The following is a 26,570-nucleotide window of genomic DNA, read 5'->3' on the forward strand; positions in this document are numbered from 1 at the left end:
CCCGTCCTGCGCCCGCTCTTTGCGGCCTTCCACAGGAATCTGGCCCCGGTCAGGCGCAGATTCCGTCAGGCCGGAACAAAGAAACAGTACTCTTTTCCAATCTTGTATGGTAGATGGGTTCTGCAATCCCTCCCGGGGCGGCAAAACTGAATCGTATCGAGACCGGAGAGAAACGAATGGCCAAGACCTACGCGCTCGTGGGGACCGGCGGTCGCGCCCGCATGTTCTACGAGGCCATCCTGGGCCCGCATAAGGACCAGTCGAGGCTGGTGGCCCTGTGCGACACCAACCAGGTGCGCATGGACTATACCAACCGGGTCATCGAGCAGGAATTCGGCGGCCAGAAGCTGCCCACCTACAAGGCGGCCGACTTCGGCGCCATGATCGCCGCCCACAAGCCCGATACGATCATCGTCACCTCCATCGACCGCACGCATCATCACTACATCATCGCCGCACTCGAAGCGGGCTGCGACGTCATCACCGAAAAGCCGATGACGACCGACAAGGAGAAGTGCCAGGCCATCCTTGATACGGTCGAGCGCACCGGCAAAAATGTCCGCGTCACCTTCAACTACCGCTACGCCCCGCACAATTCGGCCCTGCGCGAGCTCGTCGCCTCCGGCGCCATCGGCACCCCCACCTCATTGCATTTCGAATGGCTGCTCGATACCCGCCACGGCGCCGACTACTTCCGCCGCTGGCACCGCGACAAGCGCAATTCCGGTGGCCTGATGGTCCACAAGTCCACGCACCACTTCGACCTGGTCAATTTCTGGCTCGGCAGCCAGCCCGATACGGTTTTCGCCATGGGCGACCTCAAATTCTACGGCCGCGCCAATGCCGAGGAACGGGGCGTCTTCACCCCCTATACCCGCACCACCGGCGTCGAGGCCGCCAAAAACGACCACTTCGCCATCGACCTTACCGCCAACCCGGTGCAGAAGGGTCTTTACTGGGACGGCGAAAAGGAAGACGGCTACCAGCGCGACCAGAACGTCTTCGGCGACGGCATTTCCATCGAGGATACGATGAATGTGATGGTCCGCTACCGCAACAAGGCGGTCATGACCTATTCGCTCTATGCCTATGCCCCCTGGGAAGGCTTCAACGTCGCCATCAACGGCACCGGCGGGCGGCTCGAACTGATGGTGCGCGAGACTTCCTACATCAATGCCGGCTCCACCTCGACGGCCGAAGGCGCCGCCAAGGGCGTCGACCTCTACCACTTCCCCCTGCATGGCGAGCCGCGCGTCGTTCCGATCAAGGCCGGCGAAGGCGGCCACGGCGGCGGCGACAAGATCATGCTCGAGGAAATCTTCGGCAACGCCACCCCGCGCCCCGGCTACGGCGCCAACCACCGCGACGGCGCCCTCTCCATCCTGACCGGCATCGCCGCCAACCAGTCTTTTGCGACCGGCCTGCCGGTCGACGTGAAGACGCTGGTGAAGCTTTAGGCGCCCACGGCGCCGATAGGAAACCTTTCGCCGCCATTTCTCGTATCTTGCTCAGGCATTGAGCAAGGAGCAGACATGACGCGCGAAGCATTCACCGGAACGGCTTGGGTTACTGGCGCGGGCACCGGCATCGGTCGCGCCCTGGCGCTGGCCCTGGCCGCCCGCGGCATGACGGTTGCCGCCAGCGCTCGCACCGAGACCGATCTTGTGTCCCTCGCAGATGAAGCCGGCCGTCCCGGCGCCATCCTGCCCGTGCCGCTCGACGTCACCGACGAGGCCGCCGTCCGCGCCGCCGTCGCCCATATCGAGGCGGTGATCGGCCCAATCACTCTGGCCATCCTCAATGCCGGCACCAATAGCGAAGTCAGCGCACAGAAGTTCGATACCGATAAATTCGCCCACGTGGTCAACACCAACCTCATGGGTGCCGTCTACAGTCTCAGCGCGCTTCTGCCCCTGCTGCGCCAGCGCCGCGCCGGCCGCGTTGCGGTGGTCGCCTCGGTTGCAGGCTATCGTGGCCTGCCCACCTCCGGCGCCTACAGCGCCACAAAGGCCGCCCTCATTGCCCTGGCTGAAGCCCTCAAGCCCGAACTCGAAACCGATGGGGTCGAACTCACCCTCATCAATCCCGGCTTCGTCGATACCCCGCTGACCCGCAAGAACAGCTTCCCCATGCCCTTCCTCATCGATACCGACGAGGCGGTCCACGCCATCATGTCCGGGCTCGAACGCGGCCGCTTCGAGATTGTCTTCCCGTGGCAGATGGCGCTACTGATGAAGCTCCTGGGCAGCCTGCCCTACGGCCCCTTCTTCGCCATCACCCGCCGCTTGGTCCGCCGCCTATGACGCGTTATTCGGTTCAGGCTGAGCCGAATGTGGGTCGGTCCTTGGGTGTGTGACGATAGACCCGCAACCCCTTTGCCAGCAACCTGACCGCTTCCCAGTGGATGGCCAGCGTCACCTTGAGCGTCATCAGCGGATGCGCAAGCACCGCCCGCAGCAGCGTCGCATCGGTCAGCTCTTCGCGCTCCCCCGCGAACGACGCAGTCAGCAGCGTTCCCTCGCCATCGCCCTCGACGATCCCCACGCTCACCGTCTCGCCGGGCGGGCGGATGGTGAAATGATAGACGCAATCCATTGGCATGAAGGGCGAGACGAAGAATGTCTTGCTGCAACTGTGCCGCACCATGCCGTCGCCGCCGCCGGGCAGCACATAGGCATGCCGCTCACCATGCGTATTGTGCACCTCATAGATGATGGCCGCGAGCCCGCCATCCCCATGGTGGCAGAAATAGACCGTCAGTGGATTGAACACATAGCCCAGCATACGCGGATAGCAGAGCAGCCGCACGGGCCCCTCCGCCACGATGCCTGCCTCGGCCAGCCGCGCGGCCACCCATGAGCGCAATGGTCCGCCATCGCCATGGTCAGCCTCGCGAAAACTCAGCAGTCCCCGCCGGTTTACCCCCAGCCAGCGCAGCTTCAGCCCGGGCAGCTCGTCGAGGTCGAGCAGCAGGGAAAACACGCGGTAACGCAGTTTGTGCGCCTTCGGTCGCAGCCGCTTATGCGCCACCGTGCCGACATAGAGCGCGCTTGCGGTCATTCCGCCGCCTCCAACAGCGCCGGCACTTCGGCGATCCGGTTGGCCGGCATCGTCCAGGGCCGCGTCACGCCGAACCGCTCGGCCACTGCAAGCCCCGATTGCAGCCCGTCCTCGTGGAAGCCATAGCCGAAATAGCTGCCGCAGAACCACGTTCCCCGCCGCCCCTGCAATCGCCACAGCTCGCGCTGCGCCGAAAGCGCCGCCTGCGTGAACAGTGGATGCTCATACTCGAAGCTCTGCAACACCTGCCCCGCCTTTGGCTCGCGCGGCGGATTGAGCGTCAGGAAGATCGGATGCCGCCGGTCCAGCTTCTGCAGCCGGTTCATCCAGTAGCTGACGCAGAGTGCCTCCCCGCCGTCTTCGTTCTCACCGCCTATATAGTTCCAGCTCGCCCAAACATGCCGCCGCCGCGGCATCAGCGAGCGGTCGTCATGCAGCACGGCGCGGTTTTTCGTATAGCCGAACGATCCCAGCACCCGCCGTTCCATGTCGTCCGCATCGTCGAGCAGTGCCAGGGACTGGTCGGCATGGCTGGCCAGAACGACATCGGTAAAGACATCCCGCTCGCCACGCGCATCCTCCACCGTCACCAGCCCGCCATGCCGGCTGATCGCCCTGGCGGCCGGTGCCATCCGCACCGGGCTGGCGAAATCCGCCACCAATGCCCGCACATAGCTGCGGCTGCCACCCGAGACCGTAAGCCATTTGGCCCGCCGCCCCACCTTGAACAACTGGTGGCTGGAAAAGAACCGCACGAAGGCCTGCATGGGAAAACCGCGGATCGCGTCGGCCGAGCTCGACCAGATCGCCGCGCACATCGGCAGCACATGCAGGTCCACCAGTTGGGGAGAATAGCCGTGCCTGTCGAGGAAGGCGCCCAGCGTCATGCCCTCGATTTCCGGGCTGTCGAGCAGGCTTTCGGCATGGGTATAGAAGCGCACGATATCGGCCAGCATCTGCCAGTAGTCGGGCCGCACCAGATTGCTCGTCTGCCCGACCAGTCCCAGCAGGTCGCTCGAATATTCGAACCGCCCCTCGCCCACCGAAGCGGCGAAGGACATGTTGGTTTCCGTGCTCGCCACGTTGAGCTGATCCAGCAGCCGCACGAAATTGGGATAGTTCGCCTGGTTATAGACGATAAAGCCGGTATCCACCGCCAACGGGCCCCGCTCCGTCTCCACGTCCACCGTATGGGCATGCCCGCCCAGCCAGTCCTCCTTCTCATAGAGGGTCACTTCGTGCCGCCGGCTCAGCAGCCAGGCGGCCGAGAGGCCGGCTATACCGCCTCCGATCACCGCGATACGGCGGTTATGGGCAAGATCGGGGTGGGGATGGTGATGCAGCACGCGGGGCTTCCTGAACTGGGCTTGATCCAGCTACGGAATTGCATCGGGCAAAGTTTCAGCGCAGCGCGCCCTATTTTGCGCTCTCGGGCAAAAAGTTCGGTTGGCCGCCCCGCCCGGCCATGCCACCCTTCATGCACAGGATCAGGGAGCCCGTCATGCCCTTTGCCATCGCCTACGGCGCCACCGCCGTCGCCTTCTTTACCTTGGATTTCATCTGGCTGAGCCTGGCTGTATCGCGCATATACAAACCCCTGCTCGGCAGCCTGCTGCGCGACAGCCCCAACCTGCCGGTCGCCGCCGCCTTCTACCTGGTCTATGTCGTGGGGCTCGTCGTTTTCGCCGTTCTGCCCGCGGCTTCCGCAGGCTCGTGGCTCATGGCGCTGGGCCTGGGAGCACTGGTGGGCCTGGTCGCCTACGGCACCTACGACTTCACCAACCTCTCGACCATTCGCGACTGGCCACTCGTGGTCAGCCTGGTCGATCTGGCCTGGGGCATCACCGTCAGTGCCGCCGCGGCCCTTGTCGGCTACGCCGTCCTGCAGTTCACCAGTTAAGAAATCATGGCGGTCAACCTGGTGCCGCCTCTACTGCCTGAACGGCACCGACGCCGTCAGCACATCGCCCGAATTGTTGAACTCCACCTCGAAGTCCACGGTAATATTGCCGTTGACCAGCACGATCCGCGAGCCGATGCGCACATCGCTGCCGCCGCGATCCTTCTGCTGTTCGCGCAGGTCGAAGCTGATCTGCCCGCCCCGCTCCTGGCCAATGGCCAGCCCGGTGAAGCCTGCATTGGAGCTCATGGCTGCCTCATAGCGCTTGGCAGTCTCGTTGAAGGCAATGGTGCCGCTGATCGAGAGCGTGGCATTCACCAGCGCGCAGCGCCCGGTATAGTTCACCTTGGCCTGGTTGCCCTTGGCGATGGTCAGCCGGCAGCGGAACGGCTCGGGCCTGTCGCCCCCCACCAGCGCACCTTCGCCCTGCCAACTGCCGATATAGGATTCGAGCAAAGCCACTTCGTCCGCCGCCTGTGCCGGCGCCAGGTTCACCAGCGGCATAAACAGCAAAACGACACCAATCCCCCACCACGTCTTCATCGCCAAAGCACCTCCTGCTGCTTCGTGACATCAGATTCTTTTTATGTCTGCCAGTGCAGAGATACCGAAGCCAGTAGAAATCTGACACATCTGACGCAGTTGTTACGATTTCGCTACTGACGGGGCGTTACAAATCACGATCAATGGGTCGTCGGGATACATCGACGCCCAGGCGGACCATAAGGGGGAACGGTTCAGGTGACTACGGACACGCCGATCATCGACATCAGGGACGTGACCTACAGCCTGGAGGTGGCAGGCCGCCCGCTCCACATTCTCAAGGGCGTCTCGCTGCGCGTCGCGCCGGCCGAGGTCGTCGCCATTGTCGGCCCCTCCGGCAGCGGCAAGACCTCGCTGCTCATGCTCCTGGCCGGCCTCGAACGCGCCACTACCGGCCTTGTCACCGTCAACGGCGCCGATCTGGGCGCCCTCAACGAGGACGATCTGGCCCGTTTCCGCCGCCGCACTCTGGGCATCGTCTTCCAGAGCTTCCACCTCATTCCCTCGCTGACCGCCCATGACAATGTGGGCCTCGCCCTCGAAATCGCCACGCCCGAGCTGACCCTGTCACAAATTCGCGACAAGGCCGCAGCCGCCCTCGACGCCGTCGGCCTGGCCGACCGGCTCGATCATCGCCCCTCGGCTTTGTCGGGTGGCGAACAGCAGCGCGTCGGCCTGGCCCGCGCCATGGTCGCCAATCCGCCCCTGCTGCTGGCCGACGAGCCCACCGGCAATCTCGACCAGAAGACCGGCGCCCTCGTGGTCGAACTGATGTTCGATCTCGCCCGCAGGCAGGGCACCTCGGTCGTGCTCATCACCCACGATCCGGCCCTCGCCGCCCGCGCCGACCGCGTCTTCACGATGACGGCGGGCCAATTGACCGAAACCACGGGGCAGCAGTAATGGGCTCCTTCTGGGGCGCCGTCCGCATCGGCCTGCTCGACATGCGCGGCGACCTGCGCCGCTTCCTGCTGCTGGTGGTCTGCCTGGCCGTCGGCACCGCGCTGATCTCGGGCGTCAATTCGGTCGGAGCAAGTATTACCCGCGCCATCGATGACGGCGCCGCCGAGCTGATGGGCGGCGATGTGGAACTCTCCCGCGCCGACCGCCTCGCCACCGCGAACGAACTGGCCACCATGGCCGGCTTCGGCACGGCCTCGACCATTATCGACACCAACCTGCGTGCCGAATCCGCTACTGGCGACGCCTTTGTCGATCTCAGCGCCGTCGGCCCCACCTATCCCCTGCTCGGCCAGGTGCTGAGCCCCCAGCTGGCCACCGGCCAGTCGGTCTACGATCTGCTCGCCCCCAGCGCCGAGGCCCATGGCGCCCTGCTCGATCCGATCCTGCTCGATCAGCTCGGCCTCGCCATTGGCGACACATTCTCGCTCGGCGGCACCACCTTCGAGACGCGCGGCACCCTCACCAAGCTGCCCGACGGCCCGGTGCGCGGCTTCCGTCTCGGCCTCACCGCCCTCGTCACCGATCAGGGCTTCGCCGCCGTGTCCGACCGCACCTCGCCTTTGCCGGGCCTTGGCACCTGGTTCCGCTACAAGCTGCTGCTCAATGACCGCGATGCCGAAGCCGGCAAAGCGGCCCTTGAAACCGCCTTCGCCGATAGCGGCTGGACCATCCGCTCCGCCCGCGATGGCCTGGGCCAGATGGTGCGCTACTACGATCTCTTCATGCGCTTCCTGGTCATTGTCGGCCTCGGCTCGCTGCTGATCGGCGGCGTTTCCGTCTGGACCGGCATGCAGGCCTATATCGCCGAGCGCGCCAGCGTCATCGCCATCCTGCGCTCCATGGGCGCGCCGCGCGCGCGCATCTTCATCCACTTCTTCGCCCAGGTCGCGGCGCTCGCCGCCGTCGGCGTCGGCATCGGGCTGCTCATCGGTGGCGGCGCCGCCTTTGCCGTCCTGCCCATTATCGGTCGCGCCGTCGGCATCGACCTTGCCGCAACCATCCACATCCAGGCCCTCGCCGTCGCCGCCGCCGCAGGCCTGGTCACCGCCTTCGCCTTTGCCTATCTGCCTTTGCAGCAGGCCCAGGCCATCCGCCCGGTCCTGCTCTTCCGCTCCAAGGGCCTGTCTGCCCCGCCGGTCGATTGGGCCGGCCTCCTCCTCTCCTGGCAGGTCATCCCGCTTATCGCCGCTGCTCTCGCCTTCTTCCTCCTGGCCTGGCTGATGACCGGGGATGCCGTTTTGGTCGCCGCCTTCGGCCTCGCCGCCGCGGCCGCCGCCGTCATCTTCCAGCTCTTCATTCGCGCCATCCAGCTCACGCTGGCCCGCCTGCCCGAGCCGCGCGCCCGTATTCCGCGCCATGCTCTGCGCGCCATTTCCGGCTCCGGGCAGAATGCCGCCTCGGTCGTGGTCTCGGCCGGCATGGCGCTGGCCATGCTCGTCGTCGTCCTCGTCCTCCAGGCCAATCTGCGCCAGGAATTCCTCGGCGCCTCGGCCTTCGACGTGCCCACCCTTGTCGCCTCCGACCTCTTCCCCGACGAGGTGGACGCCCTCGCCGCCATTGCCGGCCAAGGCACCGACATCCCCCGCTTCGTCGCCACCCCCATGCTGCGCGGCGCCCTGACCGAAATCGCCGGCCAGCCCGCCGAAACCGTACGCACCAGCGGCCCCGAGGCCACTTTCCTCCTCGCCGGCGAAGTGCCCCTCACCTTCCGCTCGGTGCTGCCCGCCTCCTCCCGCATTACCGCGGGCGAGTGGTGGCCATTAGACTATGACGGCCCCGGCCTCGTCTCGCTGCATCAAAGCCTGCGTTCCGGCCTCGGCGTCGATCTCGGCGATACCTTGACCTTCACCATCTTCGGCGAACAGATCACCACCACCATCGCCTCCTTCCGCGATTATTCCTGGCAGGGCGGCATCGACTTCCTCGCCACCTTCTCCCCCGGCGTCATCGAGAGCTATCCCACCACGCTCTTTGCCGCCGTCACCGCCACGCCGGGCCGCGAGGAGGCCGTCGAGCGCCAGCTCGCCGCCGACTTCCCCGACCTGCGCTTCATCGCCATCGGCGATACCCTCAAGCAGATCACCGACGCCCTGAGCCAGCTCTCCTTCGCCGCCGTGCTGGTCGGCGGCCTCGCCGTCGGCAATGGCCTCCTCGTCCTTGTCGGCAGTCTTGCCACCGGCCGCCGCCAGCGCGAGGCCGATACGGTCATCTCAAAGGTTCTCGGCGCCACCCGCTTCGAGCTCATGGCCACCGCCTTCACCCAATACCTGATCCTGGCCACCCTCGCCGCCCTCCCCGCCATCCTCCTCGGCATCGGCCTCGGCCGGCTGGTCAGCATGGTCATGCTCAACGTCGACTTCACCCTCAACCTCGACGCCCTGCTCGTCGTACTGCTGATCGCCATCGCCATCACGGCCCTGCTCGGCGCCATGACCATCCTGCGGGCAGCATCCGCAAGACCGGCGAGATTGCTCCGGGATTTGTAGACACAAAGCGTCAATCCTGGACGCGGATTAGTGGATCATTTTTCCTGGCTTGGCCGCGCCCAGCTTGCCTAAAATTGGGATCATGTGACCCCCTGCCCACAGGGGATGATGCAGGTCAGGGGGGCTGTCTACATGGGTGATGGAAGACGATGCCATAGCGTCAGATTGCTTGAGGCTGAATTTGGGGAGGTCAATTACGGGCATGAGATTGCTGCAAGGCAGCTTCAATAGGCCTTCCTTGGCCACCTCGCCGTTGACTAGCAATCCATCGATCTCGCAATCGGATAACATGATTGCACCCTGTGTCGGCGTCCCTTCGGCACCGGCGCTTTTTAGGTCGATCCGCGCGTTCCGCAGATCACAGTTCTTAAATGACAAGGTGAAATTCGCGCTGCCCGAGAGCTTGGCGCCCTGCAAGTTGCATCGCTGGAACGTGGTCATGGCGAAGTACCATTTGCGGAAATCGCAGCTGGAAAAATTGCACTCGTCCAACATCACGGCGACAGAAGGCAGTTTCAGAAGCACAGCACTGTCGCCCGAGCCAAAGACATCAGCATGCCAGACTAGATCGACCTGGTTGCGCATGCGACCGAGATAGTGGAGAGCGACGGTAACATCCATCGGCGTTTCGGCCAGTTTGCTCCAGTCTGGCCGGTCGCTTTTGTTTAGCGACACCACTACGTCGAACGACGTGCGATCGGCCGCCGCCAGAAAGGCAATGAACGTATTGGCCACGGGAACGAAGAACTGTGCTGGTTCTTCTTGTCCCAGCCGCGCAAGCAGGTGCGCGCCCGCTACCCGAGATCCCACGCTCTCGGACGACAGCAAGTCACTACCTTTGATGAACTGGTCCCGGTCCGCTATTTCTTGCTGATGCTGAAGTGTCAGGTCGCTGTTTTTGGTCCTCCGATTCAGCAGATGAATACCGATCAAGGCAGCTACTGGCGTGGCCAGTGCACCAAAAGTGACGATGACCCCCATATCAGAGTCCAGAATGGCGTGCGGCCAGGTACTCCATCGCATGAAAATGTGAGTTGCTATAAACGTAGCTACGACTGCGCTTGCGCAGGCAAAAGTCAGGATACGGGCACCCCAGTTTTTGTCTTCCCTGCGGTTCAATCCGAGCCTCCCTGCTGGATGGAATAAGCAATACCAAATTAAGGCTTCACCTGCCACATTGGCGCGCTCCATGTCTTGTATGGAAGAAACCCTGCCCTAACTCCTTGCCCATCCACGATTATTTCCGCATCCCAAATTTTATCATTGACTTGCAACCCCGCCATTGCCAATCTCCCGCCATCTGAGTGGGAACAATCCCCCAGGATCGGCCGGAGACACGTCATGGACCCCACGGGGTCCAGCCAGGGTATGTGGTCAAGCGTGAGCTACGCGGTATGTCTTCGGTCTGACCGTTCAACCAACGGACCGATGCTCGTATCGACCTTCTGAGAGACCCGCAGACGATCTCAACCGTGCGGTCGCGGTTGGCGGGACGGTCCTCACCTTCATCCCAGCCTTGCCGCACACTGCCCCGGAAATCGGGCAAGCGGGAGGCGGAACATGACCGATCAGCCATGCACCGACATGGAGCGCTACCTGTTCGACCTGAACGGCTATCTCGTCATTCCCGGCGCCCTCTCCACCGAAGAACTCGCCGCCTGCAATGCCACGCTCGATGACGCCAGCGGCTTCGTCGGCAGCCAATTCCGCGGCAATGTCTACCTGCACAACGACCCCGCCCGCCAAGAAGGCGTCATGCTGCAGCAGATGTACGAGGCCGGCCCGGTCTGGGAAAAGATGATCGACCACCCCTCCTGGTTCGCCAAGGCCGTGCATTTCATCGGCGCCGACGATCCGGAGAATTTCGACGGCCATCACGGCCCCGCCTTCATCGATGAATGCTTCGCCACGATACGCGGCCCCGGCCAGGCCCTGCGCCTCCATTCCGGCGGCCATATGGGCACCATCCGCACGCAATACCGCTTCCACGCGGGAAAATTCCATTGCGGCCAGGTCAATGTCCTCATCGCGCTCAACGATATCGGCCCCGGCGATGGCGCCACCATGGTCATCCCGGGCAGCCACAAATCCAATCTCCGCCATCCCCAGACCGTCGCCATCGACAAGCGCGACGAGCAAACCTCGGTCGACGGCGTCACCGGCGCGGTGGAAGTCCATCTCAAGGCCGGCGATGCGCTGATGTTCGTCGATGCCATCATGCACGGCGCCGCCCGCCGGGTGAACACGGGCGAGCGCCGCATGACCGTCTATCGCTACGGCCCGAGCTGGGGCTATTTCCGCCACCGCTTCGTGCCCAGTCCGGCTCTGCTCGCGCGGCTGACGCCGCAGCAGCGCAAGATCGTCATGCCGCATCAGCCGCCCCTGGTGGCCAATGCCTAGCCTATAGCCTGTCACTCCACAGGCTGCCGCGCCGGGCAGTCTACAAGTATCTCTCCCGGGTCCGGCGCGGCCATCGACACCAGCTTTCGGGAAGGCACGAGGTACGTAAGTCGGGCCCCGGCCCGACCCGAACAAGCGGCAGCGCAAGGGGGAGGGAACCGCCCGCACTGCCACCACGCATGCTCAACAGGGAGGACACCACATGAGCAGACTGAACCGCAGGACTTTCATGACCAGGGCCGGCGCCGCCGCCAGCTCCGTTGCCGTGCTTTCGGCCCTCGGCCCCCAGGCCTTCGGCCAGGACAAGCAGGTCCGCCACTTCTGGTGGGGCAATCCGGAGCGCGACAAGCGCACCTTCGCCGTCATCGACCTCTACAATTCCAAAACCCCGGGCACCGTCGTTTCCGGTGAAACCCTCGGCTTTGCCGATTACTTCACCAAGCTCACCACCCAGATCGCCGGCGGCAACATGCCCGACGTGATCCAGCAGGGCTATGGCGTGCTGTTCGAATACATCGCCAATGGCGCCGTCGTGCCGCTCGACGACTATGTCGGCAAGAGCCTCGACATCTCCAGGATCGACCAGTCGGCCATCGATGCCGGCACCGTGGACGGCAAGTTCTACGCCCTCTCCATCGGCGCCAATTCCCACATGGCCATCTACAATACCCGCCTGTTCGAGGAAGCCGGCATCGTCGCCGGCACCGATTTCGACCCCTATGGCTATACCTATGACGACCTCGCCCGCATCGGCGCGCAGATCAAGCAAGCCACCGGCGTCCCCGGCACCGACGACAACACGGCCGACTACCAGAACTTCTCCGATTTCATCGCCCAGAAGGGCGTCAAGATGTTCAATCCCGATGGCAGCTATGGCGCCACTCAGGAAATCGTCGAGGAATACTGGAGCATCTGGCAGGGTATCCGCGATGCCGGCGCGACCCCGCCGGGACCCGAATCGGCGGGCCTGGCCGGCGTGGCCGATCTCAGCCAGTTGGGCGTCGTCACCGGCAAGTCGGCCATGTCCTATGTCTGGAGCAACCAGCTCGTCGGCGCCCAGGGACTGGTGCAGGATGCGCTCGGCGCGGCCATGTATCCCAATACCCCCGAGATGATCCCCGGCTCGATCGTGCAGCCGAGCCAGTTCGTCTGCCTCACCCGCGACAGCGTCGATCCCGAAGCGGCCACCGCCTATATGAGCGCCTTCGTCAACGACCTCGACATGACGGCCATCCTCGGCCTCGAACGCGGCATTCCGTCCAATTCGGACGTGCGCGCCGCCCTCGAGCCCAACCTGTCGGCCGCCGAAGCGGTCTCGGTGGCCTTCTTCGACGCCATCCAGGGCAAGACGGCGCCGCTCGATCCGCCGCCGCCCTCGGGCTCCAACGAAGTCGAACAAACCTTCGAGCGCGTCGCCGTCTCGGTTCTGCTCGGCGAAAAATCCATCCCCGAAGTCGCCGCCGACTTCCTGGCCCAGGCCAAGGCAATTCTGGCCAGGGCCTGATTGCGCAGTCGACTCCCTCCCCCTTGCGGGGAGGGATCAAAGGTGGGGGGATGTATAGTCCCGTTATTCGGGCCAGCCGCTCCCCACCCCAACCCCTCCCCGCAAGGGGGGAGGGAGCTAGATTGAGTCAGGACCACGCCCATGGAAAAATTCTTCCGACGCAATTTCGCCGGCTATGCTTTCCTGGCCCCCTGGCTCATCGGCTTTTTCCTGCTCGCCATCGGCCCCATCCTGGCCTCGCTTTATCTGAGCTTCACCAAATACAACATCGTCCGTCCCCCCCAGTGGATCGGGCTCGACAACTATTTCTACATGTTCCAGTTCGACGACCGCTTCAAGAAGGCGCTCCAGGTCACCTTCTCCTTCGTCGTCATCTCGGTTCCCGCCAAGCTCATCTTCGCCCTCGGCGTCGCCATGGCGCTCGACAAGGGCATCCGCGCCATCGGCTGGTATCGGGCTTTGTTCTACCTGCCCTCGATCCTGGGCGGCTCCATCGCCGTCGCCATCCTCTGGCGCCAGCTCTTCAATTATGACGGCGTGGTCAATTCCGCCCTGCGCCTTGTCGGCCTCGACGGCCCCTATTGGCTGGCCGATCCGAAATATTCGCTCTGGACCCTCATCGTCCTCGCCGTCTGGCAGTTCGGCTCGCCCATGCTGATCTTCCTCGCCGGCCTGCGCGCCATTCCCCAGGAGCTCTACGAGGCCGCCGAGATCGACGCCGCCGGCCCGCTGCGCAAATTCTTCGCCATCACCGTGCCCCTGCTCGCCCCGGTCATCTTCTTCAATCTGGTCCTCCAGATGATCGAGGCCTTCAAGAGCTTCTCGGGCGCCTTCATCATTTCCGGCGGCAGCGGCGCCCCGCTCGATAGCCTGCTGTTCTTCACCGTCTATCTCTACGACGAAGCCTTCTCCTACCTCCGCATGGGCTACGCCTCCGCCCTCGCCTGGGTGCTTCTCCTCATCATCGCCGCCTTCACCGCCATCGCCTTCTGGACCTCCAAATACTGGGTCCATTACGAAAACGAGCGGGGGTAGAGGTGATGCTTGTAACCAAATTCTTGCCACAGGGCGTTGGCTCCCTCTCCCCTGAGGGGAGAGGGTGGGGTGAGGGGTTCAGTGCCTGTGAAAGCACTTTGCCTAAACGTAGCGCTGAACCCCTCACCCGACCCTTCGGGTCGACCTCTCCCCTCAGGGGAGAGGTGACTTCTGGTTCCACCCCATGACCGATACCGCCATCAGCGCCACCACCCTCACCGCGCAACAATACCGCGAAGCCCGCGCCCGCCGCGCCAAACGCGCCGGCCTGCTCAAGCACGTCTTCCTGATCGCGACCTCGCTCATCATGATCTACCCGCTGATCTGGATGATCTCGGCCTCCTTCAAGCCCGACAACCAGATTTTCGGCAGCCTCTCGCTCTGGCCGCAGACTTTCGATTGGGACAATTACGGCCAGGGCTGGAATGCCCTCTCGGTCAGCTTCACCCGCTTTTTCCTCAACTCGACCTTCGTCACCGTGCTCTCTGTCATCGGCAACGTCATCTCCTGCTCATTCGCGGCCTATGCCTTCGCCCGCCTGGAATTCACCGGCAAGAACATGTGGTTCGCCCTGATGATGATGACGCTGATGGTGCCCTATCACGTCGTCCTCATCCCCCAATATCTGCTGTTTCTCAACCTGGGCTGGGTCAACACCTACCTGCCGCTCATCGTGCCCAAATTCCTCGCCGGCGAAGCCTTCTTCATCTTCCTGATGATCCAGTTCTTCCGCCAGCTCCCCCGCGAGCTCGATGAAGCCGCCATGATCGACGGCTGCTCGCCCTTCAAGATTTACTGGGCCATCATCATGCCGCTGAGCCTGCCCGCCATGGCCACGGCAGCCATCTTCAGCTTCATCTGGACCTGGGAGGACTTCCTGGGGCCGCTGGTCTATCTCAACAAGGTCGAGGACTACACGGTCCCCCTGGCCCTGCGCATGTTCCTCAGCCAGGACGGCGCCAGCCAGTACGGCCCCATGTTCGCCATGTCGATCCTCTCGATCCTGCCCATCTTCCTCTTCTTCATTATCTTCCAGCGCCTCATCATCCGCGGCATCGCCATGAGCGGGCTGAAATGAGGGCGGCGGCTCAGCGCATCTTCACCTCTCCCTCTGGGGGAGAGGTCGGCCGTAGGCCGGGTGAGGGGGCCTTCCCCTCGCACCGAGCCAGGAAAAGGCCCCCTCACCCGACCCAAGAGGGTCGACCTCTCCCCCAAGGGAGAGGTGGCGCAAGCCCCACGTTCCAGCAGCACCAGGACTAACCCATGGCCTCAGTCACCCTCAGCGAAGTCCGCAAGGCCTATTCCGGCTTCGAGGTCATTCACGGCATCGACCTCGATGTCCATTCCGGCGAATTCCTCGTCCTGGTCGGCCCCTCCGGCTGCGGCAAGTCCACTTTGCTGCGCATGATTGCCGGTCTCGAGGAGATCACCGACGGCACCATCGCCATCGGCGACCGCATCGTCAACGACCTGCCCGCCTCCCAGCGCAACCTCTCCATGGTGTTCCAGAGCTACGCGCTCTATCCGCATATGTCCGTACGGAAAAATCTCGCTTTCGGCCTGGGCAACCTGCGCATGCCCAAACCCGAAATCGCCCGCCGCGTCGCCGATGCCGCCCGTATCCTGCAGATCGAGGAACTGCTCGAGCGCAAGCCGCGCCAGCTCTCCGGCGGCCAGAAGCAGCGCGTCGCCATCGGCCGCGCCATCGTGCGCGAGCCTCAGCTCTTCCTCTTCGACGAACCGCTCTCCAATCTCGACGCCGAACTGCGCGTCCAGATGCGCGTCGAACTCGCCGGCCTCTACCAGCGGCTGGGCACCACCATGATCTACGTCACCCACGACCAGATCGAAGCCATGACCATGGCCACCCGCATCGTCGTGCTCAACAAGGGCAATGTCGAGCAGGTCGGCACGCCCTACGAGCTCTACAATTTCCCCCGCAACCTGTTCGTGGCCAGCTTCATCGGCTCGCCCAAGATGAACCTGCTCGCCGCCACTATCGCCGATGGCAAGGCCGACATTCCCGGCCTCGGCACAATCGCTTTGCCGCCAGGCATCGCCGCCGCCGGCCCCATCACCATCGGCCTCCGCCCCGAACAGCTCACCATCGATGCGTCGGGCCCCCTCACCCTCTCGGGCACCATCACGCTGGTCGAATATCTCGGCAGCGAAGTCTTCATCTATCTCCGCCTCCAGACCGGCCAGACCCTGCTGGTCAAGGCCCCCGGCAAATCCAGCCACCACAATGGCGAAAAGCTCACCATCTCCCTCCACCCCGACGACGCCCACTATTTCGACGCCAAGGGCAACCGCCTCGCCAGGGCCGGAGAATGATCCTTCACTCGCGTTCCATTGGTACCCACCGAACGTGGGCTCCCTCTCCCCTCAGGGGAGAGGGTGGGGTGAGGGGTTCAGTGCTGCAGGCAGACACCCCGCCCTTCACTGAGACTGAACCCCTCACCCGGCGCTGCGCGCCGACCTCTCCCCTCAGGGGAGAGGTGACTCAGGCCCCGCACCAGCAATGACCACCCAGCCCGACCTCCTCGCCCGCCTCCGCAACACCAGCCTCCCCGCCCGCCTCGGCCGGGACCACCCCGCCATGTCAGAATGGGCCAATGCCCACGTCGCCTTCGCCGCCTCTACTCCCCGCCTCGAGGCCCGCTACTACCAGGCCGTCAGCGAACTCTTCGACTGCATCAAGCCCACCGAAGTCACCGGCCAAATCCTCCATGAAGGCGGCGTCTATCACGGCTGCTGGCTCGAAAGCACCGGCACCATCAGTACCGAGCTGATGGCCCGCTTCCTGCCCCCGATCGCCGCCGAAACCTACGCCGCCTTCGCCACCCATCAGCGCGAAGACGGCCTCATCCCCTACAAGATCACCCAGGCCGGCCCCGCCTTCGCCCAGATCCAGCTGGTCACCCCCCTCGCCCGCTCCGTCTGGAACCACTATGCCATCAACGGCGACCGTGCCTTCCTGGCCCGCCTCTACGTCGCCATGTCCCGCTACGATGCCTGGCTGGCCGCCTACCGCGACACGCGCAAGTCAGGCGCCGTCGAAGCGTTCTGCACCTACGATACCGGCCACGATCTCTCGGCCCGCTTCTGGCACGTCCCCGACAGCCCCTTCGGCAACGACCCGAGCCGCTGCGATCCGGACAGCCCTATCCTGCCCTTCATTGCGCCCGACCTCACGGCCAATGTCATCTGCCAGCGCCTTTACCTCGCCCGCATCGCCGAAGAACTGGGCGAAGAGGCCCAACCCTGGCGCGACAAGGCCGAAGCGAGCCTCGAGGCCCTGTTCGCCCAGTGCTACGACCCCGACGACCATTTCTTCTACGACCGCGACCGCAACGGCAATCACGTCCGCGTCCAGTCCGATACCCTGCTGCGCGTCCTCGCCTGCGAAATCGGCGACGACGCCTTCTTCGCCGAAGCCCTCAGCCGCTACCTGCTCAACACGTCCAAATTCTTCGCCAAATACCCCTTCACCTCCATCGCGCTCGACGACCCCCGCTTCGACCCCAATTTCGGCCAGAACTCCTGGTCGGGCCCCTCCAACTTCCTCTCCATCATCCGGGCCGCCCACGCCTTCGAGCACCATGGCCGCCATGTCGAGCTCACCTGGGCCCAGATGCCGATCCTGGCCGCCCTCTTCGACATGGAGACCTTCCCGCAGACCCTGAGCCCCTTCACCGGCGCGCCGGGCTATACCGAGAACTACTCGCCCTCGATCCTCTGCCTGCTCGACATGGTGGAACGCCTCTGCGGCATCCTCCCCCGCCCCGACGGCACGCTCTGGTTCACCGGCCTCGTCCCCCGCGAAGTCATCCACAAGCATCAGGACCACCACACCGCCTATCGCCGCAAGGTCGGCGGCCACACCTTCGAACTGCTCAACACCGGCACCACAGCCATCATCTACCGCGACGGCCACCAGCTCTACCGCTTCCCCCACGGCATCCGCCTCGTCACCGACCGAACCGGCGCCCTGCACGGCGCCATCGGCATGGTCGCGCGCACCGTGACGGGCAGCATCGAAACGCAAAACGGCTCGATCCCGATCAGCATCGGCCCCAACGAAGTCCAGACATTGCAGGATGGACAACTGATCACCACCCGCACACCCGACCTCGTAGTTCCCACCTACGGCTAGACAAGAGTGGAGGCCCACCCTCCCCCTTGAGGGGAGGGTAGCGCAGCTAGGGCTGAAAGCCCGTAGCGAAGCTGGGTGGGGGGTGTCGACTGCCACTTCAGCGCTCCGCAACCCTGTGCCTTCCCCACCCACCGCCTTTCACGAATCGCCCTCGTCAATGCTAACAGTGCGCTAACCAATTCTTCCCTCGCGTGACTCCCGACTGACCGGGACGTATCCCGCCGTCAGGAGACCGGATGAAGGTAGCAATCGACATGGGCGCGACGACGGGCGCCGCGCCCGCCACGCTCGATCTCGAGGAATTGCTGGCCACCCGTCTGCTCGTGCAGGGCAATTCCGGCTCCGGCAAGTCCCACCTTTTGCGCCGCCTGCTCGAGCAATCCGCCCCCTGGGTGCAGCAATGCATCATCGATCCCGAGGGCGATTTCACAACCCTGTCAGAGCGTTACGGCCACACCGTCGTCGACGCCACCCGCACCGAGGCCGAGCTGACCCGCATCGCCGCCCGCGTCCGCCAGCATCGCGTCTCGGTCGTGCTCAATCTCGAAGGCCTCGACGTCGAGCAGCAGATGCGCGCCGCCGCCGCCTTCCTCGGCGGCATGTTCGATGCCGACCGCGACCACTGGTACCCCGTTCTCGTCGTCGTCGACGAAGCCCAGCTCTTCGCTCCGGCAGCAGCCGGCGAAGTCTCTGACGAAGCACGGAAATTGTCGCTCGGCGCCATGACCAACCTCATGTGCCGCGGCCGCAAGCGCGGCCTCGCCGGCGTCATCGCCACCCAGCGCCTCGCCAAGCTCGCCAAGAATGTCGCCGCCGAGGCTTCTAACTTCCTGATGGGCCGTACTTTTCTCGATATCGACATGGCCCGCGCCGCCGATCTCCTGGGCATGGAAAAGCGCCAGGCCGAGCAGTTCCGCGACTTGGCCCGCGGCCACTTCGTCGCCCTCGGGCCCGCCATTTCCCGCCGTCCCCTGCCCGTCACCATCGGCGCCGTCGAAACCTCGGCCCGCTCCACCAGCCCCAAGCTGACCCCCCTCCCCGAACCCCCCGTGGACGCCGCGGACCTCATCTTCACCGCCTCCGCCGAGGAGCAGGCCCGCCCGGTGGTCCGCCGCCCGGCGCCGCCTCCGCCGCCTTCCACCAATGACCTGCTGGCCCAGCTCTCCCGCGCCCGCCCGCAGGTCGATGAAGCCCCGCAAAGCCTCTTCCCCGAAATCGGCGAGGCCGAGCGCGACCGCCAGATCGACGCCATCATGGCCGAGCTGCTTGATGATCCCGATGCCGGCTTCCGCACCGTCGCCGTGCTCTATCAGGACTTTCTCGTCCGCTGCCGTATCCGCCGCGTTCCCGGCGAGCCGCCCGCTCTGCCCGCCTTCAAGCGCCGCCTCGCCGTCGCCCGCGTCGCCCCCGACACACAGACGGCCAGCTCCGACGGCTGGCAGCAGGCCCTCTCGCTCTCCGAAACCCTGACCGACGACGTGCAGGGCGTCTTCCTCGTCCTCGCTCAGGCCGCCCTCACCGGCGCCCCCTGTCCCTCCGACGCGACCCTGGCCCGCCTCTACGGCACCCATTCGGCCAGCCGCGCCCGGCGCCTTTTGACCTGGTTCGAGGAACGCGGCCTGCTCGTCGTCCGCCTCGACTTCCGCAACAACCGCGTCGTCGCCTTCCCGGATTTGGGCGCCGAAACCGCCCCCGGCGACCCCAACGGTCCCGATGCGCTGGTCGACGAACGTGGCGCGGCAGAATAGTCCGCCGGACCTACATTCGCTGAGCGTAGGCTCCCTCTCCCCTGAGGGGAGAGGGTGGGGTGAGGGGTTCAGTGCCGGTGAAGGGCACGGTGCCTAAAGCAGCGCTGAACCCCTCACCAACCCTTCGGGTCGACCTCTCCCCTCAGGGGAGAGGTGACTTCCGCGCCTCAATCGTCCTCGACAAACACCTCGGTCCGCTTTTTCCGGATGCTCGGCAGCACCGCCACGATCACCGCCAGCAGCGCCAACCCCAGCAGCGTTGCCGAGATCGGCCGGTGCAGGAAGATCATCGGGTCGCCCCGCGAGATGATCATCGCCCGCCGCAGATGCTCTTCCAGCAGCGGCCCCAGCACGAAGCCCAGCAGCAGCGGCGCCGGCTCGCAGCCGAAGCGGATCAGCAGGTAGCCCAGGATGCCGAAGAAGGCGATGGCATAGATGTCGAAGATGTTCTGGTTGATCGAGAATGTCCCGATACAGGCGAACAGCACGATGGCCGGGAACAGCACCCGATAGGGGATCGAGAGCATCTTCACCCATAGCCCCACCAGCGGCAGGTTGAGCACCACCAGCAGGAAGTTGCCCACCCACATCGAGGCGATGATGCCCCAGAACAAGGCCGGCTGCTCGTTGATGACATTGGGGCCGGGCGTAATGCCCTGCAGGATGAACGCCCCGATCATCAGCGCCATCACTGGATGAGCCGGAATACCCAGCGTCATCAGCGGGATGAAGCTGGTCTGCGCTGCCGCGTTATTGGCCGATTCCGGCCCGGCAACGCCTTCGATGGCGCCATGTCCGAATTCCTGCGGCGTCCTGGACAGCCGCTTTTCTGCCGAGTAGGAGGCAAAGGCGGAGAGGATATGCCCGCCCCCCGGCAGCACGCCCAGTACCGAGCCGATCACCGTGCCGCGCAGGATCGGCGCGATGACCCGCTTGATGTCGTCCCTGGTGAGCCAGAGGTTCTTCACCTCCGTCACCCCGACCTCGCGCTCCTTCTCGTTTTCTAGGTTGCGCAGGATTTCGGCCACGCCGAACACACCCACCGCCACCGCCACGAAGTTGAGCCCGCCGAACAATTCGCGCACCCCGAAGGTAAAGCGTGGCGTGCCGGTATAGATATCCTGGCCCACCATGCCCAGCAGCAGCCCGAGCACGATCATGCCCAGCGCCTTGAGAATGGAGCCATGCGCCAGCGCGATGGAGACCAGCAGGCCCAGCACGATCAGCGAGAAATATTCCGGCGCCCCGAAATTGAGCGCCGCCCGCGCCAGCGGCGGCGCGAAAAAGGCCAGCAGCAGCGTCGCCACCGAGCCGGCGAAGAACGAGCCGATGGCCGCGGCGGCCAAAGCCGGGCCTGCCCGGCCCTTGCGCGCCATCTGGTAGCCGTCGATGGCGGTCACCGCCGCCGAGCTTTCGCCGGGCAGGTTGATCAGGATGGCCGTGGTCGAGCCGCCATACTGGGCGCCGTAATAGATGCCCGCCAGCATGATCAGTGCCGTTTCCGCCTGCAGCGAAAAGGTAATGGGCAGCAGCATGGCGATGGTGGCGGTCGGCCCGATGCCGGGTAGCACGCCAACCAGCGTCCCCAGCAGCACGCCGATGAAGCAGTATAGAATATTGATCGGGTCAAGCGCGACCGAAAAGCCCAGGGCCAGCGACGATATCAGGTCCATCTCTGTTCCTCCCCGCCCTAGAAGCGCAGCCACGGACCGATCCAGGGCACCAACAGCCCCAGCCCGATCACGAAGATCAACATGCACAGCACGCACAGCCCCACGCTGATGACCAGCGACGAGAGCAAAGAATTGCGGCTGCTCGACAGAGCCGTCGCCAGCCCGGAAATCAGCACGACCGGAATGAAGCCCAGCCCGCGTATGGTGGCGGCAAAGAACAGGATCGTGCCCAGCACCAGTACGAGGCCACGCCACGGCCAGGGAGCCGGCGCCTCCGTATCGGGCTTGCCCGTGCCCTTGGCCGCCACCGCCACGCCCAGCGCCACCAATATGCCGCCGAGCACCACCGGCATGAAACCCGGTCCCATGCGGAACGGCGTGCCGAATTCGTAGCGCATGGCTTCGAGCGCAAAATAGCCACCCAGGGCGACGAATATCGCCCCCGAGGCAAGGTCGTTCCGCGACGCGTTGAGTGCCATTCATTCCCTCCCCTGTGGGAAACCCCCGGCCGCGTTGGGCCGGGGGCTCCTCTATTATTGCTGGTGGCCGATTACTGCGCCGAAACGCCGGCAGCCTTGATCACCTCGGCCCAGAGCGCGATCTGGCCCTCGAGCTTCTGCTTCAGCGCCGCCGGGGTCGCCTGGTCGGCCGGCACCGGATAGGTGCCGAGTTCGGCAAAGCTGTTACCGACATTTTCATCGGCCAGCGCCTTCTGCAGCGACTGGCTCAGCCGGTCGATGATGGCCTGGTCGGTGCCGGCCGGCGCATAAAGCCCGTGCCAGACCGAGAGGTTGAAGTTGTCCAGCCCGCCTTCGGCCAGGGTAGGCAGCTCGGGCAGCACGGCGATGCGGTCCGGCGTTGTCACCGCATAGGCCTTGATTTCACCGGCCTGGATCTGGCTGGTCGTGTTGGTGGTCTGGTCGCACATCATGTCGATCTGGCCACCCAGCAGGTCCGTCATGGCCGGGCCGGTGCCCTGATAGGGCACTTCGGTCATCTTGGTCCCGAGCGCATCCATGAACAGGAGGCCACAGAGCTGGCTGGCCGCACCGATGCCGGCATTGGCGTAGGTGATGTCCTCGCCCTTTTCCTTGATATAGGCGATGAGGTCTTCCAGCGTTGCCGGCTCGAAATCCTTGCGTGCCACGATGGTCATCGGCACTTCGGTCACGAGGCCAATCGGGGCGAAATCGGTCATCGGGTCATAGGGCAGGCTGGCATAGAGCGCCGGGGCGGTCGACATGCCGATATGGTGCAGCAGCAGCGTATAGCCGTCCGGATTGGCGGCGGCCACCTGGCCGGCGCCCAGCGTGCCGCCGGCGCCGCCGACATTCTGCACCACCACCTGCTGGCCCAGGTCTTCGCTCATCGCCGCAGCCACCAGCCGCGTCACCGTATCGGTGGGGCCACCGGCCGAGAACGGCACCACGATGGTCACCGGCTGTGTCGGATAGTCCTGCGCCATGACCGCAACGGCACTCAGTGCCGAACCGGCGACAAGGCCCGCGGCCAGGATTTTTACGAAGGTCTTCATTGAGTCTGTCCTCCCATATAGATGCTTGGATCCCGGTATCCTCACCGGGGTCGACACCAGCAATGCAAGCTGCGTGCCACGCGCGAGATGCAATGCTGATATGCTATTTTTCCCGACCATGCTAAGCATCCGGGCAAGAACTTGCTCATTGCGCCGGCGATTATCGGCAATTTCTTGCCAATGAGCCGGATTGTGGTCGGGAAAGGCGCCTGTGACGATACGAACGACCCTGCGAAGCTGGTTCGGCCGCCGCCACCTGGTCATGATGGCCATCGGGCTGGTTGCGGTGACGCTGGTCGCCTGGGTGGCGTTCGAGATGACCCTCAACGCCACCATCCGCGATACCCGCGACCAGGCCGACCGCCGGCTCGCCTTGTTCGAGCGCACGCTGGAAGCCATCATCGAGCGCTTCCACTATCTGCCGGTGGCCATTTCCCAGGCCCGCGAAACCCGCGCGGCGCTGACCAATCCCGACGACCCGCTCGCCGTGGAGGCCGCCAACGGCTTTCTCTCCAAGCTCAACGAGACGGCCGGCGCCGGCGAGATTTTCCTCATGGAGGACAATGGCGCCGTGGTCGCCGCCAGCAACTGGTGGACGCTGACCAGCCTGGTGGGCACCAATTATTCCTTCCGCCCCTATTTCGCCGAGGCCATGCGGCTGGGGCAGGCCGAATATTATGCCTTCGGCATCTCCACCAGCGTACCGGGTTATTTCCTCTCCCAGCGCGTGGACGGTCCCGATGGTCCGCTGGGCGTTGCCGTCACCAAGATCAACCTGGGCGAGATCGAGGCCACCTGGTGGCGCTCGGGCGAGCTCATCGGCATTGTCGATCTCAACGACGTGGTCATCCTCTCCACCCGCCCTGACTGGCGCTACCGGCCGCTGCAGACCATTCCGCGCTCACGGGTCGAGGGTATTTCCGGCCAGCAGCGCTATGGCGAGAACGGCATCGAAAATGCCGGCATCATCACCGATCGCTGGTTCTCCCGCGGCGCCGAATTCGCCCTGCTGTCAGGCAACGATCCCGAAACCTCGGGCTATTTCGTGCTGCAGGAACTGCGCCTGCCCAAGCATGGCTGGGAGCTGCTGTCCTTCACCCCTTTGGCCCCGCTCTATGGCGTCGCCTGGACTGCGGCGGCCGCTGCCGGCCTCGGCGCCGCCGCGCTCCTGCTCATCATCGTGCTGCTGGTGCAGCGCCAGCGCATCGTCGCCCAGCGCCTGGCCGATCACGAGCGGCTCGAACAGCGCGTCGCCGAGCGCACCGAGGATTTGCACGTCGCCAACGAGGCCCTGCGCGAGGAAATCGCCGAGCGCATCCGCGCCGAAAAGGCCGAGCGCGAAGCCCAGCACGGCCTGGTGCAGGCCGCCAAGATGGCCAGCCTCGGCCAGGCTCTGGCCGGCGTCGCCCACGAGGTCAGCCAGCCCGTTGCCGCCCTCACCACCCATCTGGCCAGCGCCAAGCTCATCGCCAGCAGCCACCACGATACCGACATCTCCAATATCCTCTCCACCATGGACAAGGTGGTCGATCGCCTCGCGGCGCTGACCGGGCACCTCAAGATCTTCGCCCGCAAGGAGACGCACGTCGCCATGCAGGCCGACCTGGCCCCCGTCATCGCCAATGCCCTCGACCTGGTCGATCACAAGCTGCGGGCCTTCGGCATCGACGTCGAATATCGCCGCCACAGCGGCCCGCTGCTGGTCACCGGCAATCCCATCCACCTCGAACAGGTGCTGATCAACCTCATTGCCAACGCCGCCGACGCCATGGAACACAGCCCCATCCGCGTCCTGTCCATCGGCGTCGGCAAGACCGCCCGCAATGTCGAGGTCGCCGTGTCCGATACCGGCTCGGGCATCCCCGCGGCCGAACTCTCCAACCTCTTCGACCCCTTCTATTCCACCAAGGATGCCGGGCGGGGCCTCGGCCTCGGCCTCTCCATTTCCTATGGCCTGGTCCGCGACATCGGCGGCGCCATCGCCGTCGCCAGCCGCCCCGGCAAGGGTTCCACGTTCACCGTAAGACTGCCCCTGGCTCCCCCGGACCGCGCCGATGCGTCCGCTCCTGCTCTTCCCTCCCCCTTGAGGGGAGCGACCGAGGGAGGGGGTCCCTCAGCGACCCGCGAAACCACCCCATCCCCGGCCCTCCCCTCAAGGGGGAGGGGCGCAAAACGCAACTATCGTGAACCAACCTAGAGAAACCGCATGACCACCCCATCCGTTCTCATCGTCGACGACGAAGAAATGGTGCGCACCGCCCTCGAGCAATGGCTGCGCCTGTCCGGTTTCGCCACCCATGTCGCCACCAGCGCCACCGAGGCCCTGGCCATGCTCGACGATATCCATCCCCAGGTCATCCTCACCGATGTCCGCATGCCGGGCCTTTCCGGCCTCGACCTGCTGCGCACCGTGCACGAGCGCGCGCTGGCCAGCGAGGTCATCCTCATTACCGGTCATGGCGATGTGCCCATGGCGGTGGAAGCCATGCGATCGGGCGCCTTCGATTTCCTGCAAAAGCCCTATGTGCCCGACCAGTTGGTCAAGACCCTGCGCCGCGCCGCCGAACAGGCCGGCCTCAAGCGCGAAGTCGCCGACCTGCGCCGCAAGCTCGATGGCGGCGAAGCCGAGCTTGCCACCCGCCTCGTCGGTTCCTCCCGCGTCATGGAAGACCTGCGTCACGCCGTGCGCGAATTGGCCTCCATCCCCACCGATGTCATCATTCTGGGCGAAACCGGCACCGGCAAGGAAGTCGTCGCCCGGTGCCTGCACGATTTCTCGTCCCGCGCCAAGGGCCCCTTCGTCGCCGTCAACTGCGCCGCCATCCCGGCCGAACTAATCGAGAGCGAACTGTTCGGCCACGAGGCCGGCGCCTTCACCTCGGCCCGCGACAAGCGCATCGGCAAGTTCGAATTCGCCAACGGCGGCACTTTGCTGCTCGACGAGATCGAATCCATGCCCCTGCTCGCCCAGGCCAAGGTGCTCCGCGTCATCCAGGAGCGCGTGGTCGAGCGCGTCGGCTCCAACCGCCAGATCCCGCTCGACCTGCGCATCATTGCCGCCTCCAAGGTCGATCTGGCCGCCGAAAGCGAGGCCGGCCGCTTCCGTGCCGATCTCTATTACCGGCTCAACCTGGCCACCATCCACCTCGCCCCGCTGCGCGATCGCGGCGAGGACAGCGTGCTGCTGTTCCACCATTTCCTCGGCCTCGCCGTCCAGCGCTTCAACAAGCCCGCGCCCGCCTTGCACCCCGCCGACATCAATGCCCTGCTCGTCCACGCCTGGCCCGGCAATGTCCGCGAAATCAAGGCCGCCGCCGACCGCTTCGCCCTCGGCCTCGACGCCACCGGCCGCTCGCTCGACACCATCCTCGGCCCCAGGGCAAAACCCCTGCCCTCCACCGCCAGCCTCGCCGACCGCCTCGCCGCCTACGAACGCCACGTCATCGAAGCCGAACTGGCACGGCACGGCGATTCCATCGCTGCCGTCGTGGATGCCCTACAGGTGCCAAGGCGGACGCTAAGCGAAAAGATGGCAAGGCTGGGCGTGCGCAGATAACGCTCCACCCTT

General features: G+C 64.9%; 21 protein-coding genes. 14 read left to right on the forward strand and 7 right to left on the reverse strand.

The window, feature by feature from the left end; genetic code table 11:
- Positions 1 to 176: 176 nt before the first annotated feature.
- Entirely contained in the window at positions 177 to 1,457 is a 1,281-nt protein-coding gene (locus tag ASD04_RS13320; RefSeq protein ID WP_056257770.1) for a Gfo/Idh/MocA family oxidoreductase, read from the forward strand.
- A gap of 75 nt (positions 1,458 to 1,532) precedes the next feature.
- On the forward strand, positions 1,533 to 2,303 hold the full coding sequence (locus ASD04_RS13325) for an SDR family NAD(P)-dependent oxidoreductase (RefSeq protein WP_056257772.1): 771 nt from the start codon (positions 1,533 to 1,535) through the stop codon (positions 2,301 to 2,303).
- A gap of 13 nt (positions 2,304 to 2,316) precedes the next feature.
- Here ASD04_RS13325 and ASD04_RS13330 read toward each other — a convergent pair whose 3' ends face one another.
- On the reverse strand, positions 2,317 to 3,060 hold the full coding sequence (locus tag ASD04_RS13330) for a DUF1365 domain-containing protein (protein WP_056257775.1): 744 nt from the start codon (positions 3,058 to 3,060) through the stop codon (positions 2,317 to 2,319).
- A complete protein-coding gene (locus ASD04_RS13335; protein WP_244488316.1) occupies positions 3,057 to 4,406 on the reverse strand; it encodes an FAD-dependent oxidoreductase in 1,350 nt (449 codons plus the stop codon). Before ASD04_RS13335 ends, ASD04_RS13330 begins: the two co-directional genes overlap by 4 nt.
- Before the next feature lie 155 nt (positions 4,407 to 4,561).
- Here ASD04_RS13335 and ASD04_RS13340 point away from each other — a divergent pair, with 155 nt between their 5' ends.
- On the forward strand, positions 4,562 to 4,960 hold the full coding sequence (locus tag ASD04_RS13340) for a DUF2177 family protein (protein WP_056257778.1): 399 nt from the start codon (positions 4,562 to 4,564) through the stop codon (positions 4,958 to 4,960).
- 30 nt (positions 4,961 to 4,990) lie between these two features.
- On the opposite strand, the gene ASD04_RS13345 is transcribed toward ASD04_RS13340, so the two are convergent.
- Entirely contained in the window at positions 4,991 to 5,503 is a 513-nt protein-coding gene (locus ASD04_RS13345) for a heme-binding beta-barrel domain-containing protein (RefSeq protein WP_056257780.1), read from the reverse strand.
- A 198-nt stretch (positions 5,504 to 5,701) separates the two neighbouring features.
- On the opposite strand from ASD04_RS13345, the gene ASD04_RS13350 reads away from it, so the two are divergent.
- Both ASD04_RS13350 and ASD04_RS13355 read left to right on the forward strand, forming a co-directional pair.
- Positions 5,702 to 6,406: an ABC transporter ATP-binding protein gene (locus tag ASD04_RS13350; protein ID WP_200940267.1), complete on the forward strand. Its 705-nt coding sequence runs from the start codon at positions 5,702 to 5,704 to the stop codon at positions 6,404 to 6,406.
- Positions 6,406 to 8,952: an FtsX-like permease family protein gene (locus ASD04_RS13355; protein ID WP_056257783.1), complete on the forward strand. Its 2,547-nt coding sequence runs from the start codon at positions 6,406 to 6,408 to the stop codon at positions 8,950 to 8,952. The genes ASD04_RS13350 and ASD04_RS13355 overlap by 1 nt, the downstream gene beginning before the upstream one ends.
- 27 nt (positions 8,953 to 8,979) lie before the next feature.
- Here the strand turns inward: ASD04_RS13355 and ASD04_RS13360 are convergent, their stop codons facing one another.
- On the reverse strand, positions 8,980 to 9,933 hold the full coding sequence (locus ASD04_RS13360; RefSeq protein ID WP_056257786.1) for a pentapeptide repeat-containing protein: 954 nt from the start codon (positions 9,931 to 9,933) through the stop codon (positions 8,980 to 8,982).
- Positions 9,934 to 10,512: 579 nt separating this feature from the next.
- On the opposite strand from ASD04_RS13360, the gene ASD04_RS13365 reads away from it, so the two are divergent.
- From ASD04_RS13365 to ASD04_RS13395, 7 genes are all read left to right on the forward strand, one after another.
- A complete protein-coding gene (locus ASD04_RS13365) occupies positions 10,513 to 11,352 on the forward strand; it encodes a phytanoyl-CoA dioxygenase family protein (RefSeq protein ID WP_056257789.1) in 840 nt (279 codons plus the stop codon).
- A 202-nt stretch (positions 11,353 to 11,554) separates the two neighbouring features.
- A complete protein-coding gene (locus ASD04_RS13370; RefSeq protein WP_056257791.1) occupies positions 11,555 to 12,856 on the forward strand; it encodes an ABC transporter substrate-binding protein in 1,302 nt (433 codons plus the stop codon).
- A 141-nt stretch (positions 12,857 to 12,997) separates the two neighbouring features.
- Entirely contained in the window at positions 12,998 to 13,891 is an 894-nt protein-coding gene (locus tag ASD04_RS13375; RefSeq protein WP_056257793.1) for a sugar ABC transporter permease, read from the forward strand.
- A gap of 307 nt (positions 13,892 to 14,198) precedes the next feature.
- On the forward strand, positions 14,199 to 14,969 hold the full coding sequence (locus ASD04_RS13380; RefSeq protein ID WP_244488331.1) for a carbohydrate ABC transporter permease: 771 nt from the start codon (positions 14,199 to 14,201) through the stop codon (positions 14,967 to 14,969).
- A gap of 185 nt (positions 14,970 to 15,154) precedes the next feature.
- Positions 15,155 to 16,225, forward strand: coding sequence for a sn-glycerol-3-phosphate ABC transporter ATP-binding protein UgpC (gene ugpC, locus ASD04_RS13385; RefSeq protein WP_056257798.1), 1,071 nt, complete (start codon positions 15,155 to 15,157; stop codon positions 16,223 to 16,225).
- Between the two features lie 187 nt (positions 16,226 to 16,412).
- Positions 16,413 to 18,047, forward strand: a complete 1,635-nt coding sequence (locus ASD04_RS13390) for a hypothetical protein (RefSeq protein ID WP_056257801.1) — start codon at positions 16,413 to 16,415, stop codon at positions 18,045 to 18,047.
- A 236-nt stretch (positions 18,048 to 18,283) separates the two neighbouring features.
- Positions 18,284 to 19,795 (forward strand): ATP-binding protein, encoded by a 1,512-nt coding sequence (locus ASD04_RS13395; RefSeq protein WP_056257802.1) that lies wholly within the window; start codon positions 18,284 to 18,286, stop codon positions 19,793 to 19,795.
- A 167-nt stretch (positions 19,796 to 19,962) separates the two neighbouring features.
- On the opposite strand, the gene ASD04_RS13400 is transcribed toward ASD04_RS13395, so the two are convergent.
- From ASD04_RS13400 to ASD04_RS13410, 3 genes are all read right to left on the reverse strand, one after another.
- Complete coding sequence (locus ASD04_RS13400; RefSeq protein WP_056257806.1) at positions 19,963 to 21,468, reverse strand: tripartite tricarboxylate transporter permease; 1,506 nt, start codon at positions 21,466 to 21,468, stop codon at positions 19,963 to 19,965.
- A gap of 17 nt (positions 21,469 to 21,485) precedes the next feature.
- On the reverse strand, positions 21,486 to 21,947 hold the full coding sequence (locus ASD04_RS13405) for a tripartite tricarboxylate transporter TctB family protein (RefSeq protein ID WP_056257807.1): 462 nt from the start codon (positions 21,945 to 21,947) through the stop codon (positions 21,486 to 21,488).
- 71 nt (positions 21,948 to 22,018) lie between these two features.
- Positions 22,019 to 23,002, reverse strand: coding sequence for a tripartite tricarboxylate transporter substrate-binding protein (locus ASD04_RS13410; protein WP_056257810.1), 984 nt, complete (start codon positions 23,000 to 23,002; stop codon positions 22,019 to 22,021).
- Positions 23,003 to 23,213: 211 nt separating this feature from the next.
- On the opposite strand from ASD04_RS13410, the gene ASD04_RS13415 reads away from it, so the two are divergent.
- A complete protein-coding gene (locus ASD04_RS13415) occupies positions 23,214 to 25,199 on the forward strand; it encodes an ATP-binding protein (RefSeq protein ID WP_056257811.1) in 1,986 nt (661 codons plus the stop codon).
- A gap of 9 nt (positions 25,200 to 25,208) precedes the next feature.
- Positions 25,209 to 26,558, forward strand: a complete 1,350-nt coding sequence (locus ASD04_RS13420) for a sigma-54 dependent transcriptional regulator (protein WP_056257815.1) — start codon at positions 25,209 to 25,211, stop codon at positions 26,556 to 26,558.
- The last annotated feature ends 12 nt before the right edge of the window (positions 26,559 to 26,570 follow it).

This window comes from Devosia sp. Root436, from assembly GCF_001426345.1.
In the GTDB taxonomy this organism is placed as follows: domain Bacteria; phylum Pseudomonadota; class Alphaproteobacteria; order Rhizobiales; family Devosiaceae; genus Devosia.